The sequence below is a fragment of the Thauera sp. genome, from assembly GCF_047601425.1.
Taxonomy (GTDB): domain Bacteria; phylum Pseudomonadota; class Gammaproteobacteria; order Burkholderiales; family Rhodocyclaceae; genus Thauera.
This window is the reverse complement of the sequence record NZ_JASGJL010000001.1, coordinates 3,190,418-3,208,934: the sequence shown is the minus strand read 5'-3', so window position 1 is coordinate 3,208,934 and position 18,517 is coordinate 3,190,418. Positions and strand designations below refer to the sequence as shown.

Here is an 18,517-nt window from a genome sequence, read left to right as displayed (position 1 = left end):
ACACGGGCGTTTTGGGCACCACGCGCCCACCGTGGTTTCGACCCAGCCAGGCCGCGGGCGTTCCGTGCCCCACCCAACCGGAAGCGATCGATGATCCGAATTATATTCCCTCTCCTCGTCGGCATCTCGGCACTGTTCAGCAGCGCCTCGATCGCCCAGTCCAACGTCCGGCTTGCCGACAACGCGCCCGACAGCTACACCGTCGTCAAGGGCGACACGCTGTGGGACATCTCGGGCCGCTTCCTGAGCGAACCCTGGCGCTGGCCGGAAGTCTGGCGCATGAACCGAGAGCAGATCCGCAACCCGCACCTGATCTACCCCGGCCAGGTCGTGCTGCTCGACCGCAGCGGGCCATGGCTGACGATCGGCCGGCGCATCGGCGGCAGCGGCAAGCTGCAGCCGCAGGTATATGAGGAAACGCTCGAAAATGCGGTACCCAGCATCCCGGTGCACGTCATCGAGCCCTTCCTGAACAAGCCGCTGGTCATCGACCAGTCCAATCTCGAAGGCGCGGCGACCATCGTCGCCACCGAAACCAGCCGCGTGATGACCGGTGCCGGCGACACCGTGTTCGCCAAGAACGTCGACCCCGGCGTCGAAGTCTGGCAGATCATGCGCCCGGCACGCCCGCTGAAGCACCCGCTGACCGGTGAGCTGATCGCGTACGAGGCCGACAACCTGGGCAGCGCCCGCGTCACCGCGCATGGCGAACCGGCAACGCTCGAAATCCTCTCGGCGATCGAGGAAGTGGGCACGGGCGACCTGCTGCTGCCCAGCGAACCGCCCAACGTTTTCTCCTACGTGCCCCATGCACCCGAGCACGCAATCAACGGCCACGTGGTGTCGATCTACCGCGGCGTACAGGAGACCGGCCGCCTGCATGTCGTCGCTCTCGATAGCGGCGCTCGCGAAGGCATCGAGCCGGGCCACGTGCTGAGCCTGTTCCGCAACCGCGGCACCGCCGTCTATCGCGGCGACAACGGCAAGGAAACCTTCGCCCTGCCTGAAAAGCGCTACGGCCTGCTGTTCGTGTTCCGCGTCTTCGATCGCGTGTCCTACGCCCTGGTGATGGAAACCGACGGACCGGTGACGGTCGGCGACGCCGTCCGCAAACCCTGACGCACGTCCCCAGCCGCCATTGACGGAAGACGACGACCTCATCGACTGGCTGCGGCTGGCCGCCACGCCCGGCCTGGGCGCCGACCGCCAGCGCAGCCTGCTCGCCGCCTTCGGCCTGCCACGCCACATCTTCGCCGCGGGGCGCAGCGCCCTCACCGGCGTCGTTGGCAGCGCGGCGGCCGACGCGCTGCTCGCCCAGCCCCGCCAGGACTGGATCGAACGCGCGCGGGCCTGGGCTGCCGAAGACGGCAGCCACATCCTGACCCTGGCCGACGAAGCCTATCCGCGCGCCCTGCTCGACATCGCCGACCCGCCGGTGATGCTCTACGTCAAGGGTGATCCCGCCCTGCTGCAGCGCCCCATGCTCGCCATCGTCGGCGCCCGCACTGCCACACCCCAGGGCGACTCGAACGCCGAAGCCTTTGCCCAGCATCTGGCGACCCAGGGCTTCGCCATCGTCAGCGGCCTGGCGGCAGGCATCGATACCGCCGCCCACCGCGGTGCCCTGATCGCGGGAACGGCAGGCGCCGGCACAGTGGCCGTCGTCGGTACCGGCATCGACCGCATCTATCCGGCCCGCAATGCCACGCTGGCAAGGGAAATCGCCGCCTGCGGCGCCATCGTCAGCGAATTCCCGCTCGGCACGCCGCCGCTGCAGCACAACTTCCCTCGCCGCAACCGGATCATCGCCGGCCTGGCGCAGGGCGTGCTGGTGGTCGAGGCGGCGCTCAACAGCGGCTCGCTGATCACCGCGCGGCTGGCGGCCGAGGGCGGACGCGAGGTCTTCGCCATTCCAGGGTCCATCCACTCGCCGCTGTCGCGCGGCTGCCACCGCCTGATCCGCGACGGCGCCAAGCTGGTGGAAACCGCGGAGGACGTGGTTGAGGAGCTCAGGGGCCGGCTCGGCGCCCGGTTGCCCACCCGTGCAGCGAAACACGGCACCACGCTCCAGGCCAGCCTGGCAATCGATGGACATGACGATGATGCCGCCCGGGTGATGGAGGCGATCGGCCACAATCCCGTCGACCTCGACACGCTCGCGCAACGCTGCGGCTTGACGGTCGATGCCCTGTACGCCATCCTGCTGCCGCTTGAACTGGATGGGCGGATCGCCAGTCTTCCCGGTAGCCGCATCCAGAGAGTCGGGCGCTGAACCACGCCGTTCTCCCTTTCACCTGCGCCACGACCTGTGGCAGCCTTGCCCGCCTCCAGCCGTTCCCCTTGCCGTCCCATTGAGAGACCGTTTTGTTCGACATCCTCGTCTATCTCTACGAAAGCTACATCCACGCCGACGCCTGTCCGGAGTCCGAACAGCTTGCACGCAAGCTGTCCGCCGCCGGCTTCGAGGAAGCGGAAATCGCCAGGGCGCTGGAATGGCTGGCCGGGCTGCAGCATGTTGCGCGCGAAACCCATCCGGCCGGCGCACCCGACGAACGCTCGCTCCGCATCTACACCGAGGACGAACAGCTTCACCTGAATGCCGACTGCCGCGGCTTCCTGGCGCTGATGGAAAACGCCGGCGTGCTGGATGGCGTGCATCGCGAGCTGATCATCGAACGCGCGCTCGCGCTGGAGAGTGTCAACATCACGCTCGAACGCCTGAAAGTCATCGTGCTGATGGTGCTGTGGCAGCAGGAGCAGCCCATCGACACGCTGATGGTCGATGAGCTGCTGAGCGTCAACGAAGACTGGGACTACAGTCCCACGGTACATTAGCCAGACAGACCCCGGCAGCCCCGGCTGCTTGCATGGCGCGACGCGGCCTCTTTATCATCCGCGGCTCCAGCCCCCCGACCCCCCGACCGGCATATGCCGGCCCGTCCGATAGCCAGAGAGCATGAGCAAGCAACTGATCATCGCGGAAAAACCTTCCGTCGCACAGGACATCGCCCGTGCGCTCGGCGGCTTCACCAAGGAAAAGGACTACTACGAGTCCGACGACTACGTGCTGTCCTCGGCCGTCGGCCACCTGCTCGAACTCGTGGTGCCGGAGGAGTTCGAGGTCAAGCGCGGCAAATGGACCTTCGCCCACCTGCCGGTCATCCCACCGCACTTCGCGGTCAAGCCGATCGAAAAGACCGAGGACCGCCTCAAGCTGCTGACCCGGCTGATCAAGCGCAAGGACGTCACCGGCCTCATCAACGCCTGTGACGCGGGGCGCGAAGGCGAGCTGATCTTCAACTTCATCGCCCAGCACGCCGGCACCAAGAAGCCGATGCAGCGCCTGTGGCTGCAGTCGATGACGCCGCAGGCGATCCGCGACGGCTTCGCCCACCTTCGCGCCGCGCAGGACGTCGAAGGCCTGCGCAACGCCGCAGTCTGCCGCGCCGAGTCCGACTGGCTGATCGGCATCAACGGCACGCGGGCGATGACCGCCTTCAACTCCAAGACCGGCGGCTTCCACCTCACCACCGTCGGCCGCGTGCAGACGCCGACACTGGCGCTGGTGGTCGAGCGCGAGGACAAGATCCGCAAGTTCAAGCCGCGCAACTACTGGGAGCTGGAAGCCGATTTCGCTGCCGCGGCCGGGCACTACCTCGGACGCTGGTTCGACGAGAAGTTCAAGAAACCGGAAGGCGACGAACACGCCACCGCCTACCGCATCTGGGACAAGGCCCGGGCCGAAGCCATCCGCGCCAAGTGCGACGGCAAGCCGGGCGTGGTCACCGAGGAATCCAAGCCCTCGACGCAGCTGTCGCCGCTGCTGTTCGACCTCACCAGCCTGCAGCGCGAGGCCAACGGCCGCTTCGGCTTCTCCGCCCGCGTCACGCTGCAGCTGGCACAGGCGCTGTACGAAAAGCACAAGGTGCTGACCTATCCGCGTACCGATTCGCGCGCGCTGCCCGAGGACTACCTCGGCACGGTCGGCGAGGTCATGCGCAACCTTCCCGCGCAGTACGCGCCTTTCGCCGCCGAGATCGCCAAAAACGGCTGGGTGAAGCTGAACAAGCGCATCTTCAACAACGCCAAGATTTCCGACCACTTCGCCATCATCCCGACCGGCACGCTGCCCAAGAGCCTGTCCGAGGCCGAACAGAAGATCTACGACCTGGTCACCAAGCGCTTCCTGGCGGTGTTCTACCCGGCGGCCGAGTACCAGATCACCACCCGCATCACCCGCGTTGAAGGCGAAGCCTTCAAGACCGAGGGCAAGGTGCTGGTCAATCCGGGCTGGCTGGCGATCTACGGCAAGGAAGCCGCCGGCGACGACAAGGATGGCAAGACGGGGGACGGCAAGGACGGCGGCCCGCAATTGGTGCCGGTGAAACAGGGCGAGACGGTCGCCACCGAAAGCATTCTGCTCAAGTCCCTGCAGACCAAGCCGCCGGCACGCTTCAACGAAGCCACGCTGCTGTCGGCGATGGAAGGCGCGGGCAAGATGGTGGACGACGAGGAACTGCGCGCAGCGATGGCCGAACGCGGCCTCGGCACGCCAGCCACGCGCGCGCAGATCATCGAAGGGCTGATCACCGAGCAGTACATCCACCGCGAAGGCCGCGAGCTGATCCCCAGCGCCAAGGCCTTCTCGCTGATCACGCTGCTGAAGGGCCTGGGCGTGAGCGCGCTGACTTCGCCCGAACTGACCGGCGGCTGGGAATACAAGCTGTCGCGCATGGAGCGGGGCGAGCTGAGCCGCGAAGCCTTCATGCAGGAAATCGCCGACATGGCGCGCGAAGTGGTCGAACGCGCCAAGCGCTACGAATCCGACACCGTGCCGGGCGATTTCGTCACGCTGAAGACGCCCTGCCCGAAGTGCGGCGGCGTGGTGAAGGAGAACTACAAGAAGTTCGCCTGCCAGAGCTGCGACTGGAGCACCTGGAAGATCGTCGCCGGCCGCCAGTTCGAATACGACGAGATCGAAACCCTGCTGCGCGATGGCAAGGTCGGCCCGCTGCTCGGCTTCCGCAACAAGATGGGCCGGCTGTTCAACGCCGATATCGTGCTCAACGAGGACAAGCAGCCTGCCTTCGACTTCGGCCAGCCCAAGGAAGGCGAGGAAGCCGAGCCGGTCGATTTCTCCGAGCAGCAGAGCGTCGGCGCCTGCCCGAAATGCAGCAGCCGGGTGTTCGAGCACGGCATGGCCTACGTCTGCGAGAAATCGGTCGGCCCCGGCAAGAGCTGCGACTTCCGCTCCGGCAAGATCATCTTGCAGCAGCCGATCGAACGCGAGCAGATGAGCAAGCTGCTGGCCGAAGGCAAGACCGAGCTGCTGAAGGGCTTCGTCTCGGCCCGCACGCGGCGCAAGTTCTCGGCCTTCCTGGTGCGCGGCAAGGACGGCAAGGTCGGCTTCGAGTTCGAGGCCAAGACGCCGAAAGCCGGCGCCAAGGCTGCCGGTGCAGCAAAAGCCGAGAAATCCGACAAGGAAGCCCCGGCCGCCAAGGCCGAAGCACCGGCGAAAAAACGCACCACTCGCAAGGCCAGCTGAGCTGGCTCAAGCCCGGATACGGCTTCAGGCCGACCTTGCAGCATCCACCGCCGCCCGACGGCGGCGGTCTGCCGTTCTGTCGACTCCGCCGATCAGGCAGGCTCCTTCACCGGTATCCGGCCGACCGGCCGCACGCCCGGCAAACCGCTCTCGAGGATCGCCGTACGCAGGATGTCGATCGCCCCGCTGCGCGGATAGGTGACGCGCCACGCCAGCGCAACCCGGCGCGCCGGCTCGGGCTGCGAGAACGGCCGCACCGCCACCAGCGGATTCTGCATCGTCGCATCGTCCGCCGCGGAGCTCGGCAGCACGGTGATACCGAGGCCGGTGGCGACCATGTGGCGGATCGTCTCCAGCGAACTGCCTTCCAGCGTGCGCTGCAGGCCACCGACGTTGCGGCAGCTCGGACAGACTTCCAGCACCTGGTCGCGGAAGCAGTTGCCTGAACCGAGCAGCAGCAATTGGTCCTCGGCAAGATGGCGGGCATCCACCGCCTCCTCCTTCGTCCATTCATGATCGGCCGGCATCAGGATGCGGAACGGCTCGTCATACACCGGCTGGGCGACGACGCCCACCTCCTCGAACGGCAGGCTGATGATGATGACGTCGAGTTCGCCGCGCTTGAGCGCCTCGGCCAGCCTGGCGGTGTAGTTCTCCTGGATGATCAGCGGCATGCGCGGCGCCAGCTGGTGCATGCGCGGGATCAGCCGCGGCAGCAGGTAGGGGCCGATCGTGTAGATCACGCCGAGGCGCAGCGGGCCGGCCAGCGGATCCTTGCCCGCCGCGGCAATCTCCTGGATCTGGCTCGCCTCCATCAGCACCTTCTCGGCCTGGGCGACGATGCGCCGGCCGGTCTCGGTGATCTTGACCTCGGTCGCGCTTCGCTCGAAGAGCTGGATGCCGAGTTCTTCCTCGACCTTCTTCACCGCCACCGACAGGGTCGGCTGGGAGACGTGGCATTTCTCCGCAGCGCGGCCGAAATGGCGCTCGTGGGCGAGCGCGACGAGATAGCGCAGATCGGTCAATGTCATGGTCTGCTCCCGCTGAAAATGGGTTTTCCTCCAGGATGTACCGTCGATGTTACCTCGCCCGCCAAGCCCCTGCGCACCTCGATGGCTGCCCGCCACGACGAACCCGCCAGATTCCCATGGTCGGGCGAATGTCCGTTTGAAGAAACTCGCCCGTCCGGCAAAAAAAAGCGAGGGTGCTTGATTGCGCCTTGCTCTGCCCTTAATTTGCAATCAGATGTGTGCAGTGGAACAGTCTCGGCGAATCGGCGTCCACTGCTGTCGTCGGCACTGACCAACTACGGAATCGATCATGCGCAAACATCTTGTGACCACTGTTCTCGCCTTCTCCATCGCTGCCGCGCTGCCCGGCACGGCCCTGATTCCCGCCGTCCACGCGCAGGCCGCACCGGCAACCTCACTGGTGTCGCCCAACCGCTACGGCCTGCCGGACTTCGGCGACCTGGTCGAGCAGGTCGGCCCGGCGGTGGTGAATATCAGCGTGGTGCAGACGCAGCAGCAGGCTTCGGGCGGGCAGAATCCGTTCGCCAACGATCCTTTCTACGACTTCCTGCGCCGCTTCGGCGTGCCGATGCCGGGCTTCCCCGGCCAGCCCGGCATCGGGCCGCGCACCCGGCAGGGCATCGGTTCGGGCTTCATCGTCAGCCAGGACGGCTACGTGCTGACCAACGCCCACGTCGTTGCCGGCGAGGACGGCGACGCGGCGCTGTCCGAAGTCACCGTGACGTTGATCGACAAGCGGGAGTTCAAGGCCAAGGTGATCGGCATCGACCGCCGCACCGACGTCGCGCTGCTGAAGATCGACGCCAAGAATCTGCCGGCGGTGAAGATCGGCAAGGCCGACGACGCCCGCGTCGGCGAGTGGGTGGTGGCAATGGGCTCACCCTTCGGCTTCGACAACACCGTCACCGCCGGCATCATTTCGGCCAAGGCGCGCCGCCTGCCGGACGAGACCTACGTGCCCTTCATCCAGACCGACGTCGCGATCAACCCCGGCAACTCCGGCGGGCCGCTGTTCAACCTGGCCGGCGAGGTCATCGGCATCAACTCGCAGATCTATTCGCGCTCGGGCGGCTTCATGGGGATTTCGTTCGCGATCCCGATCGACGTCGCCATGAACGTCAAGGATCAGCTCGCCACTCATGGCCGGGTGCAGCGCGGCCGCCTCGGCATCGGCATCCAGAGCGTCGACAAGGATCTCGCCCAGTCCTTCGGCCTGCCGGACGCGCGCGGTGCTCTCGTTGCCAGCGTGGAACCGGGCAGCGCCGCCGACAAGGCCGGCATCCAGGCCGGCGACGTGGTGCTGAGCCTGGACGGCAAGCGCATCGACGACATGGCCGACCTGCCGCGCGAGGTCGGCGAAAAGCGCCCCGGCACGCGCATCCGCATGGAAATCTGGCGCGACGGCCGCAGCCGTGACGTGACGGCAACGCTGGACGAGATGACCAACGACAACATCGCCGGCGCTCCGTCGACCACCCAGCCCGACAGCATCGACGCCGGCCTGGGCCTGAACGCGCGCGAACTGACGTCGCAGGAAGCCGCCCAGCTGCGGCTGCGGGGCGGCCTGGTGGTGGAAGGTGCAGATGGTCCCGCTGCGCGTGCCGGCCTGCGGCGTGGCGACATCATCCTGGCGCTCGACAACCAGCCGGTGAGCAGCGCCGCCGAATTCCGCAAGCAGGTCCAGGCTGCCGGCAAGCGCTTCGCGCTGCTCATCCAGCGGGGCGAAGCACGCATCTACGTGCCGTTGCGGCTGGAGTGAAATCAGCGCCCTGATGTCGTAGGAGCGACTTCAGTCGCGGCTAAGCCGCTCCTGCAGGGATGGGTGTTTCCGCTTGAACGAAGGGGCTTGGACCCGCCTCCCGCTCAAACCCGGAATCGCCCGACCGACTCCTGCAGCCGTACCGCGAGCCTTTCCAGTTCCCGCGCCGCTTCCACCGTCTGGCCGATGGCAAGATCGTTCTCGCTCGCCATGCCGGCAATGTCGTCGATGCCGGATGCCACCGATGCGCTGGCACGGCGCTGCTCTGCGGTCGCTGCGGCAATGCGGTCCAGCCCGTCGCCCACTTCGGCGACCAGTGCATTGGCCGCGCCCAGCACGCGCGAAACGCCATCTGCCACCGCACGGCTCGATTCGAGATGAGCCAGACCGTTCTCGATCGCTCCTCTGACCGAATCCGAACGCTGTCCGATTTCGTACGTGATGCCGTCGATTTCTCCCGCCGAACGCGCCGACTTCTCGGCCAGTTTGCGGACTTCGTCGGCGACCACGGCGAAACCGCGCCCCTGGTCACCCGCACGCGCCGCTTCGATTGCGGCATTCAATGCCAGCAGATTGGTCTGCTCGGCAATCTCGCGCATTTCCTGCGTCATGCGGGAGATCGCCCGCGTCGATTCGATGAAATCCCCCACCGTGGCCGCCATCTGGCGCACGGCCGCCTCGATCTGCCCCATCTCGCCGATCAGCTGGCGCACGCTCTGCTCGCCTTCGCGCGAATGCTGCAGGCTGGCGTGCGAACGTTCGCGCACTTCGGCGGCATTGTCGGCAATATGGGTAATGCTGCCGCTCATCTGCTCGACCGCGGCGCTGGCCGTTGCCGAGCGCTCGTTCTGCCGGTGCGAGCGCTGGCCGAGATCGCCCGCGCCTTCCGCCAGGTGCCGCGCCGCCCTTTCCACCTCATCGGCTGCCGTGCCGACTTCACGCACGAGCGCGGCGATGGTGCCCATCATGTCGTTGAAGGAGGCGGCGGTACGGCCGATTTCATCCTTGCCTGCCCGGTCGAGACGGCGCGTCAGATCACCGCCGCCTTGCGCGATCTCGGCGAGACTGGCCGCCAGCCCGGACAATGGCCTGGCAACGAAGCGGCGGATGAAGAAGAACACGAAGCCCAGCAGCGGCAGCGACACCAGCGCAGCGAAGACGATGCTCTTGTCACGAAACTCGACCACCGCTGCCTCGGCACGGTCGAGCGAGACACGCATGCTGACCGCGCCCAGCGGCACGCCTTCGGCAACCTGGTGGCAGGCCACACAGTCCTTGCCCAGCCAGTTGCTGGACGCCAGCGCAGGCATCACCACCCGCAGATGCTCGCCGTGTTCCGCGCTGTGCTCCACCATCATGTGGGTCTGGCCATCGGCAAGCGCACGGCGCTCGGCCTCGTCGAGCGGGAGCTCGCCGGCCTCGCCCGCACCGAAGATCCGGCTGGTTTCCTCGCCGCGGATCACCTTCAGGTCGCGCACCACCGACAGTTCCTTGATCTGGTCGAGAAACACGTCGCGCTGGGCCACGGTCCCGGTGATCATCATGCCCGTCAGCCCGGCCATGGTCATCTCATTGACCGTGGCGGCAAAGTCCCTCGCCTGGCCGATCGCCATGTCGCGGCTCACACGCGTTTCCCAGGCAATCATGCCGCCCCAGGCAAGCACCAGCATCAGCCAGATCGCGGCTGTCAGCCTGAACCAGATCGGAGTATCCGCAAAGCGGCGCATCGTTCGCTCCCCATTCATGATGGCGGGCCGGAATGCTCCATCGACGGGCCCGCTTTCCGTCGAACGGCTGCCTGGCACACATTCTTGAGCCGGCATCAGGGGATTTGCCCGGCAGCGCGCAAACCGCATATCATTCAGCGCTGATATAAGATGCATTGAACCAAACCGGAACCTGCGCTGTCGGAGGGCGGTCCGGGTTCCGGCACGCGGCTCCCGGAACAAACCCGTCGTCCCCCTTTCGGCGCCCCCTTTCCAACCACGCTTCCACGCAACGAGGTAACAATGAAGAAAATCATCGCGCTCGGCATCCTCGCCCTTTCCATCGCCGGCACCGCTTCCGCCCAGGTCAAGCCGGAAGACCAGATCAAGTATCGCCAGGCCGGCTACAGCTTCATGTCCTGGAACATGGGCAAGATCAAGGCCAACCTCGAAGGCGAGTTCAACGCCCAGCAAGTCCAGGCCGCTGCCAACGCCATCGCCGCCATCTCCAGCTCCGGCATGGGCGCCCTGTTCGGCCCCGGCACCGACAAGGACATCGGCAACGTCAAGACCCGTGCCAAACCCGAGCTCTTCCAGAACATGGCAGACGTCGGCAAGCTCGCCACCGATCTGAACACCGCCGCCGCTGCGCTGGCCGCTGCTGCTGCCACCGGTGACAAGGCTGCGGTGCAGAAGGCGTTCGGCGACACCGGCGGCACCTGTAAGGCCTGCCACGACAAGTATCGCGCCAAGTAAGCACTCGCCGGGCCAGGCCCGCCAGGCTGGGCCCGACATAATGAAAAAAGCCGCAAAACTGAACTGCGGCTTTTTTCATTTTGCCCATCGGCAGGCAGAACACTCAGGCAGGGCAGGCTTGACGCCCGCAATCACCAGGCGGGAACTTCCTGAGCCGGAGGCGGTGGCGGAGGAGGCGGCAGCAGGCCACCCATCGCCGCCCACACCGCGAAGCCCGCCACGGCCACCGCCGCGATGAAAGCGACCGTGCCGCCGCCTTGTGCCGACTTCAACCCGGGGTCGGACACTTCCTTGAAGCCAGTGATCATCGGCCTCACCAAGTTGTCCTTCTTCACGTGCGCATAGAACATGATCGCCAGCACGTGCAGCGCAACCAGCGCGATGATGATCCAGAAGTTCTGCCGGTGCAGGCCGCTGAGCCAGTCGCTGGTGTCCTTGCTCACCAGTGCGTAGAGCGGCCCCTCGAAAGCGATGTCGTCGTTCGCCACCAGCCCGCTGACCACCTGGAAGCCAAGGATCGCCAGCAGTGCCAGCACCGACAGCGCGCCGAGCGGGTTGTGCCCGACGCCGCGCCACTGCCCACGCAGGTAGGCAACGATGCCCCCCGGCCCCGGCACGAAATTGGCAAAACGCGCATAGGTCGAGCCGACCACACCCCACACCAGGCGGAAGACCAGCAGCCCGGCAATGGCAATGCCCAGCCATCCATGCCAGACGATCAGGTTGCCGCCGATCAGCGCCGTACAGTAGGCCGCAACGACGAGCAGCACCAGCGTCCAGTGGAAAATGCGCGTGGGCATATCCCAGACAAGTATCTTGCGTATGTTCATGAATTGTTCATTGTCCGTGTTGGATGATCCGGAAAACGACAGATGCGGCCGACCAAAGTTCCGCACCGCAGCACGCGAGCACCCGCACAGACTGTAGCAAACGGGCGATCGCCGCCTGCCGGTGAGGCCAGCTAGAATCGGCGCCCCGGCAGTTCCACTTTCCTGCGGCTTCCCGCGATGACCAAAAAAGCAAGACGAATCCTCGGCCTGGCCACCCTGCTCGCCATCCTGGCCTTCGGCGCCTGGCACTTCAAGGCCGTTCCGTTCGCATATTACTGGATGACGATGAAGAGCCGGTCGGCCGAATGGCAGGAGAAGGGCGTCTGGCTGCCCTTCTACGGCGTCGTGGTCGAGGCCCGGCCGATCGAGGGCATCGAGCGCAATGCTTCAGGGCTGACCTTCAATGCCAAGACCGGCACGCTGTTTTCCATCACCAACGCACCGCCCGAGGTCATCGAGCTCGACACCGAAGGCCAGCTGCTGCGACGGATTCCGATCCACGGCAGCCAGGATCCGGAAGGTATCGCCCACATCGACGGCGACATCTTCGTGATTGCCGACGAGCCCGACCAGCAGCTCTACCGCGTCATCATCGATGCCGGCACCCACAGCATCGACCTGCGCGGCGCGCCGCGTATGGGGCTGGCGGTCGATCTGTACAAGAATCGCGGCTTCGAAGGCGTGTCATGGGACTCCACCAATCAGCGCCTGTTCGTCGCCAAGGAGAAAGCGCCGCTACGGGTATTCATCATCAGCGGGCTGCCCGGGCTATTGAACGGCAGCGCCTTCGATCTGCAAATCAGCGAATGGACCTCGTCGAAAGCATCGGCGCTGTTCATGACCGATCTGTCCTCGCTGACTTTTCACGAACAGACCGGCAACGTGCTGCTGCTGAGCGACGAATCGGCGCTGATCGTCGAATACGCACCGGACGGCAGCCCGGTCAGCATGCTGCCGATGTGGCGGGGCTGGCACGGCCTGTCGAAGATGGTGCCGCAGGCCGAGGGGCTCGCCACTGGTCCGGACGGCGCAATCTACGTGCTGTCGGAGCCCAACCTGTTCTACCGCTTCGAGCGCGATCCACGGCCAGGGTGGGCCGCGAAGTAATCAGGCCTCCACGCCTTTCGCCCGGCTGGCGAGGAATTCCCTCAGGTACCGGCCGGTGTGCGAGCCCTTCGTCGCCATCGCCGTTTCCGGCGGGCCTTCGGCCACCACCCGGCCGCCGCCGTCACCGCCTTCCGGGCCGAGGTCGATCAGCCAGTCGGCTTCGGCCATCACATCCAGGTCGTGCTCGATCACCAGCACGGTATGGCCGGCATCGGCGAGGCGGTGCAGCACCCGGATCAGCTTGTCAACGTCGGCCATGTGCAGGCCCACGGTCGGCTCGTCGAGCACGTACAGGCTGTGCTTGTCGGCCGGCAGCGGCACGCCGCCGGTATCCTCGGCATCGCCGGGACGGCGGCGCACCTTGGCCAGCTCGGTGACCAGTTTGATGCGCTGGGCCTCGCCGCCGGACAGCGTCGGACTGGGCTGGCCCAGGGTCAGGTAGCCGAGGCCGACGTCCTGCAGCAGCTGCAGCGGGTGGGCGATGGCCGGATGGGCGGCGAAGAAATCGACCGCCTCGTCCACCGGCATCGCCAGCACTTCGGCCACCGTCCGCTCCTTCCAGCGCACCGCCAGCGTCTCGGGGTTGAAGCGGGCGCCGCCGCAGCCTTCGCAGGGCGTCTTCACGTCGGGCAGGAAGTTCATCTCGACCGTGGTCTGGCCAGCGCCGTCGCATACCGGGCAGCGGCCTGCGCCGGTGTTGAAGGAGAAGCGCGATGCATTCCAGCCGCGCGTGCGGGCCTCGAAGGTGTCGGCGAACAGCTTGCGGATCGCATCCCAGAAGCCGACGTAGGTCGCCGGGCAGGAACGCGGTGTCTTGCCGATCGGGGTCTGGTCGACTTCCAGCACGCGGCCGACCTGCTGCCAGCCGTGCATCGCCTTGCAGCCGACCAGCGGCTGATCGACTTCGGCCGGCTGGGCCTGGCCGCGGCGGCGGGCGCGGGTGGCTTCGGGGTCGCCGAGGCGGGCGCACAGGTTGGCATGGATGACGTCGCGCGCCAGGCTGGACTTGCCCGAGCCGGACACGCCGGTGACCACGCTCAGGCGGGCGAGCGGGATACGCACCGAGACGTCCTGCAGGTTGTGCAGCCTGGCGCCTTCGATACGGATCGACGGATGATCCTCGAGCACCGGCCGGCGCGGCCGCAGCGGGTGCTGCAGCGGATGGCGGAAGCACTCGCCGGTCGCCGACGCAGGTGAAGCAAGCAGATCGGCGATGCCGCCTTCGGCCACCACCTGGCCGCCGCGCACGCCGGCGCCGGGGCCGAGATCGATGACGTGGTCGGCGCGGCGGATGGTGTCCTCGTCGTGCTCGACCACCAATAGCGTGTTGCCGCGGTCGCGCAGGGCTTCCAGGGTATCGAGCAGCAGGCGGTTGTCGCGCGGATGGAGGCCGATCGTCGGTTCGTCGAGGATGTAGCAGACGCCGCGCAGGTTGGAGCCGAGCTGGGCCGCCAGGCGGATGCGCTGCGCTTCGCCACCCGACAAGGTGGGTGCGGCGCGATCCAGCGCCAGGTAACCCAGGCCGACGTGCTGCAGGAAGGCCAGCCGGCCGCGGATTTCGGCGACGAGGTCGCGTGCGATATCGGTTTCGCGCTCGTTCAGCGCCAGATCGTTGAAGAAGACGGCCGCTTTATCCACCGGCCAGGCCGCGAGCTGGTGCAGGCCGAGATCGCGGAAGCGCACCGACCGCGCCACCGGATTCAGCCGCGCGCCGTGGCAGGCCGGGCAGGGCTCGTCGCTGACGATGACACCTTCGGCATCGCCGAGATCGAGCGCATCCGGGTCTTCGATGCGCGGCGCGGTCTTCAGCCCGGTGCCGAAGCACTTCAGGCACCAGCCGTGCTTGGCGTTGTACGAGAACAGGCGCGGATCGGGCTCGGGGAAGCCGGTGCCGCAGCTCGGGCAGGCGCGCAGCGTGGAGAAGGTGATCGGCTCCGCACCCAGCCTGCCGAGGGCCAGCACCTTGATCACGCCCTTGCCGATGTCCAGCGCCTGACGGACGAACTCGCGCAGCGTCGTCTCGTGCTCCGGCTCGACCACCACCATGCCGGTAGGCAGCTCGATGTTGTGTTCCTTGTAGCGGTCGAGCCGCGGCCACTTCGCCGTCGGCAGGTATTCGCCATCGACGCGCAGCTGCGTGTGGCCCTTGCTGCGCGCCCACTTGGCGAGATCGGTGTACAAGCCCTTGCGGTTGACCACCAGCGGCGCCAGCACTTCGACCGACGCGCCGCGCAGTTCGCGCTGGATCTGGGCGACGATGGCCTCGAAGCTCTGCGGCGTCACCGGCACGTTGCAGTCCGGGCAGAACTGGGTGCCCAGCTTCACGTACATCAGGCGCAGGAAGGGATGGATCTCGGTCAGCGTCGCCACCGTGCTCTTGCGCCCGCCGCGGCTGGTGCGCTGCTCGATCGCCACCGTCGGCGGAATGCCGAACAGGCCGTGAACGTCGGGCCGGCTCGCCGGCTGCACGAACTGGCGCGCATAGGCATTGAGCGATTCCAGGTAGCGGCGCTGGCCTTCACCGAAGACGATGTCGAAGGCCAGCGTCGATTTGCCCGAGCCCGACAGGCCGGTGATGACGCTGAAGCGGTCGCGCGGAATGCTCAGGCTGACGTTCTTCAGGTTGTGCTCGCGCGCATGGCGGATCTCGATCGCCGGCGCCGCAATCGCGCGGTAGCGCACGGCCGGTTCGGCGGCCAGCAACGCGGCGCCGGAAACCTGCTCGGCCGCTTCGCTGCGCGTGCGCGCGAGCGCCTCGGCGTATTCACGCAGCGCGGCACCGGTAAACGAGGTTTCATGGGCACGCACCACCTCCGGCGGACCTTCGGTCACGATCATGCCGCCGCCCTCGCCGCCTTCCGGACCAAGGTCGATGATCCAGTCGGCGGCAGCGATCACGTCCAGGTTGTGCTCGATGACGATCAGCGAATGCCCGGCCTGCAGCAGCTTGTCAAAGGCGCCGAGCAGCTTGGCGACGTCCTCGAAATGCAGGCCGGTGGTGGGTTCGTCGAACAGGAAGAGCAGGCCGGGTGCTGGTTTGTCCCCAGCTTTACCCCCAGAATTATCCACAGGCCTGGTTTTGCGTACAGTCTTTTTCTGCGCCGCCTCGGCCAGATGGCCGGCCAGCTTCAGGCGCTGGGCTTCGCCGCCGGAGAGCGTCGGCACCGGCTGGCCGAGGCGCAGGTAGTCGAGGCCGACGTCGGCCAGCGGCGCCAGCGCGGCGAGCGCCTTGGGATGCTCGCGGAAGACGTCCAGCGCTTCATGCACGGTGAGTTCGAGCACGTCTGCGACCGACAGGCCGTTCCATTTCAATTCAAGCACTTCCGGCCGGTAGCGCTTGCCGTCGCAGTCCGGGCAGCGCAGCCAGACGTCGGACAGGAACTGCATCTCGACATGCTCGAAACCCGAGCCGGTGCAGGTCGGGCAGCGGCCGTGGCCGGCATTGAAGCTGAAGGTGCCGGGGCTGTAGCCGCGCTGCTTGGCTTCCGGCAGGGCAGCGAACAAGGCCCGGATCGGGTCCCAGGCGCCGACGTAGCTGACCGGGTTGGAGCGCGAACTCTTGCCGATCGGGGACTGGTCGACCATGACCACGCCGCGCAAGTTATCCACATTCTCCAGGCGGTCGAAATCGCCCGGCGCTTCGCTGATCGACTCGCCGAAATGCTTGGCCAGCGCCGGATACAGCACGTCCTGGATCAGCGTCGATTTGCCCGAGCCGGACACCCCGGTCAGGCAGCTCAGCCGACCCAGCGGGAAAGCGACGTCGATGTTGCGCAGGTTGTGCTGGCGCGCACCGGCCAATATCAATCGCGGCGTGCTCGCATCGACCGGACGCGGCGGTCGGTCGATGTCGATACGCTTGCGGCCGGCCAGCCACGGCCCGGTCACCGAGCCGGGATCGGCGGCAATCTCGGCCGGCGTGCCGCGTGCGACGATGTTGCCGCCGCGTTCGCCGGGGCCGGGGCCGATCTCCAGCAGTTCATCGGCAGCCACCATCACCTGCGGGTCGTGCTCCACCACCACCAGGGTGTTGCCGGCATCGCGCAGCCGCGTCATCACGCCGAGGATGCGGCCGATGTCGCGCGGGTGCAGGCCGATCGAAGGCTCGTCGAGCACGAACAGGGTATTCACCAGCGAAGTGCCGAGCGCAGTGGTCAGGTTGATGCGCTGAACCTCGCCGCCCGACAGCGTGCGCGACTGGCGGTCCAGCGTCAGGTAGCCGAGGCCGACGTCGGCGAGGTAGTCCAGCCGGCTGCGGATCTCGCCCAGCACCAGCTCGGTGGCCTCGTCGGCCGCGCCGGGCAGGCCGAGCGCCGCCACCGCCTCGCGGACGCGATCGATCGGCAGCGCCATCAGCTCGTGGATCGCCAGCCCTCGCGAGTCGCCCGCGGCATCAAACGCCACCGGCAGGCGCCACAGCAAGGCATCGGGCTTCAGCCGCGCACCGTGGCAGGCCGGGCATTCCGTGTAGCTGCGGTAGCGCGACAGCAGCACGCGGATGTGCATCTTGTAGGCCTTGCTCTCCAGCCAGTCGAAGAAGTGGCGCACGCCGTACCACATGCGCGGCCAGGAACTGTCCCAGCTCTTCCACTTCGGATCGCCTTCGAACAGCCACTCGCGATGCTCGGGCGGCAGGTCGCGCACCGGGATGTCCATCGCCACGCCGTACTTCTTCGCCATCTTCGCCAGGTCGCCCTGGCACTCGCGGTAGCTTTCGGTCTGCCAGGGCTTGACCGCGCCCTCGGCGAGCGTCTTCGACTCGTCCGGCACCACCAGGCCGTAATCGACGCCGATCACGCGGCCGAAGCCGCGGCAGGTCTCGCAGGCACCGATCGGCGAGTTGAACGAGAACAGGCCGGGCGTGGCTTCTGCATAGTGGATGTCGCATTCGGCGCAGTGCAGGCCGGACGAATAGCGCCACACGGCTTCGCCGGCCGCCGAAGCGGAATCCGGCTTCACGCCCTCGCCCGAGGCATGAACCGACATGCGGCCATTGCCGCGCAGCAGCGCGGTTTCCAGCGCCTCGGCGAGGCGGGCATCATCGACATTGGAAGCGCGGAAGCGGTCCTGTACCACCTGCAGCACGTCGCCTTCGCCGTTCCGGCCGGCAATGCGCTGCTGGATGCGGGTGTAGCCCTGGGCGTTCAGCAGGCTAGCGACTTCTTCCTCGCTGAAGTTGGCCGGCACCGGCACCGGGAAGCACACCACCAGCCGCGGATCATCCGTTGCCGCCGCACGCTCCTTGAGATTGGCCGCGATGCTGGCCGCCGAATCGCGCCGCACCGGCTTGCCGCAGCAGCGGCAGTGCAGATGCGCCGCGCGCGCATACAGCAGCTTGAAGTGGTCGGCCAGCTCGGTCATGGTGCCGACCGTCGAGCGCGAGGTGCGCACCGGATTGGTCTGGTCGATCGCGATCGCCGGCGGCACACCTTCGATGCGGTCGACCTGCGGCTTGTCCATGCGGTCGAGGAACTGGCGCGCGTAGGGCGAGAAGGTCTCGACGTAGCGGCGCTGGCCCTCGGCGTACAAGGTGTCGAACACCAGCGAGGACTTGCCCGAACCGGACACGCCGGTAACCACGGTCAGGCGGTTCAGCGGCAAATCGAGCGAAAGGTTGCGCAGATTGTTCTGGCGCGCGCCGCGGATGCGGATGGCGGCGGGATCGTGGTCGGCGGCGGACATGGCTCGCGGAAAAGTGACACAAGGCGACATTCTAAGGCTTGGCCCGCACCTCACCGAACCGTTACCAGCCGCGGGCCAGCAGTGAAGCGGCAGGACCGCTA

Annotated in this window: 11 protein-coding genes; 7 read left to right on the top strand and 4 right to left on the bottom strand. The window is 66.9% G+C overall.

Features of this window, described 5'->3' with window-relative positions; all coding sequences use genetic code 11:
- Nucleotides 1–90 precede the first annotated feature (90 nt).
- The 4 genes from QM748_RS15470 (at nucleotide 91) to QM748_RS15455 (ending at nucleotide 5,545) form a co-directional block, all read left to right on the top strand.
- The gene (locus QM748_RS15470) at nucleotides 91–1,119 is read left to right on the top strand and encodes a LysM peptidoglycan-binding domain-containing protein (protein ID WP_415247799.1); all 1,029 of its coding nucleotides are present in this window, start codon (nucleotides 91–93) and stop codon (nucleotides 1,117–1,119) included.
- 19 nt (nucleotides 1,120–1,138) lie between these two features.
- On the top strand, nucleotides 1,139–2,272 hold the full coding sequence (dprA, locus tag QM748_RS15465) for a DNA-processing protein DprA (protein WP_415247798.1): 1,134 nt from the start codon (nucleotides 1,139–1,141) through the stop codon (nucleotides 2,270–2,272).
- A gap of 92 nt (nucleotides 2,273–2,364) precedes the next feature.
- Nucleotides 2,365–2,835 carry a DUF494 domain-containing protein gene (locus QM748_RS15460; protein WP_415247797.1) on the top strand — a complete coding sequence of 157 codons (471 nt, stop codon included), beginning with the start codon at nucleotides 2,365–2,367 and terminating at the stop codon, nucleotides 2,833–2,835.
- Between the two features lie 121 nt (nucleotides 2,836–2,956).
- Nucleotides 2,957–5,545: a DNA topoisomerase III gene (locus QM748_RS15455; RefSeq protein WP_415247796.1), complete on the top strand. Its 2,589-nt coding sequence runs from the start codon at nucleotides 2,957–2,959 to the stop codon at nucleotides 5,543–5,545.
- 92 nt (nucleotides 5,546–5,637) lie between these two features.
- Here QM748_RS15455 and QM748_RS15450 read toward each other — a convergent pair whose 3' ends face one another.
- Nucleotides 5,638–6,576 (bottom strand): LysR substrate-binding domain-containing protein, encoded by a 939-nt coding sequence (locus QM748_RS15450; RefSeq protein ID WP_415247795.1) that lies wholly within the window; start codon nucleotides 6,574–6,576, stop codon nucleotides 5,638–5,640.
- A gap of 289 nt (nucleotides 6,577–6,865) precedes the next feature.
- Between QM748_RS15450 and QM748_RS15445 the strand changes: the two genes are divergently transcribed.
- Entirely contained in the window at nucleotides 6,866–8,335 is a 1,470-nt protein-coding gene (locus tag QM748_RS15445; RefSeq protein WP_415247794.1) for a DegQ family serine endoprotease, read from the top strand.
- 104 nt (nucleotides 8,336–8,439) lie between these two features.
- Here QM748_RS15445 and QM748_RS15440 read toward each other — a convergent pair whose 3' ends face one another.
- A complete protein-coding gene (locus tag QM748_RS15440) occupies nucleotides 8,440–10,062 on the bottom strand; it encodes a methyl-accepting chemotaxis protein (protein WP_415247793.1) in 1,623 nt (540 codons plus the stop codon).
- 282 nt (nucleotides 10,063–10,344) lie between these two features.
- Between QM748_RS15440 and QM748_RS15435 the strand changes: the two genes are divergently transcribed.
- Nucleotides 10,345–10,797, top strand: a complete 453-nt coding sequence (locus QM748_RS15435) for a c-type cytochrome (protein WP_415247792.1) — start codon at nucleotides 10,345–10,347, stop codon at nucleotides 10,795–10,797.
- A 131-nt stretch (nucleotides 10,798–10,928) separates the two neighbouring features.
- Here QM748_RS15435 and QM748_RS15430 read toward each other — a convergent pair whose 3' ends face one another.
- Nucleotides 10,929–11,627: a cytochrome b/b6 domain-containing protein gene (locus tag QM748_RS15430; RefSeq protein WP_415247791.1), complete on the bottom strand. Its 699-nt coding sequence runs from the start codon at nucleotides 11,625–11,627 to the stop codon at nucleotides 10,929–10,931.
- Between the two features lie 177 nt (nucleotides 11,628–11,804).
- Here QM748_RS15430 and QM748_RS15425 point away from each other — a divergent pair, with 177 nt between their 5' ends.
- The gene (locus QM748_RS15425; RefSeq protein ID WP_415247790.1) at nucleotides 11,805–12,734 is read left to right on the top strand and encodes an SdiA-regulated domain-containing protein; all 930 of its coding nucleotides are present in this window, start codon (nucleotides 11,805–11,807) and stop codon (nucleotides 12,732–12,734) included.
- On the opposite strand, the gene uvrA is transcribed toward QM748_RS15425, so the two are convergent.
- The gene (uvrA, locus tag QM748_RS15420; protein WP_415247789.1) at nucleotides 12,735–18,416 is read right to left on the bottom strand and encodes an excinuclease ABC subunit UvrA; all 5,682 of its coding nucleotides are present in this window, start codon (nucleotides 18,414–18,416) and stop codon (nucleotides 12,735–12,737) included.
- Between the last annotated feature and the right edge of the window lie 101 nt (nucleotides 18,417–18,517).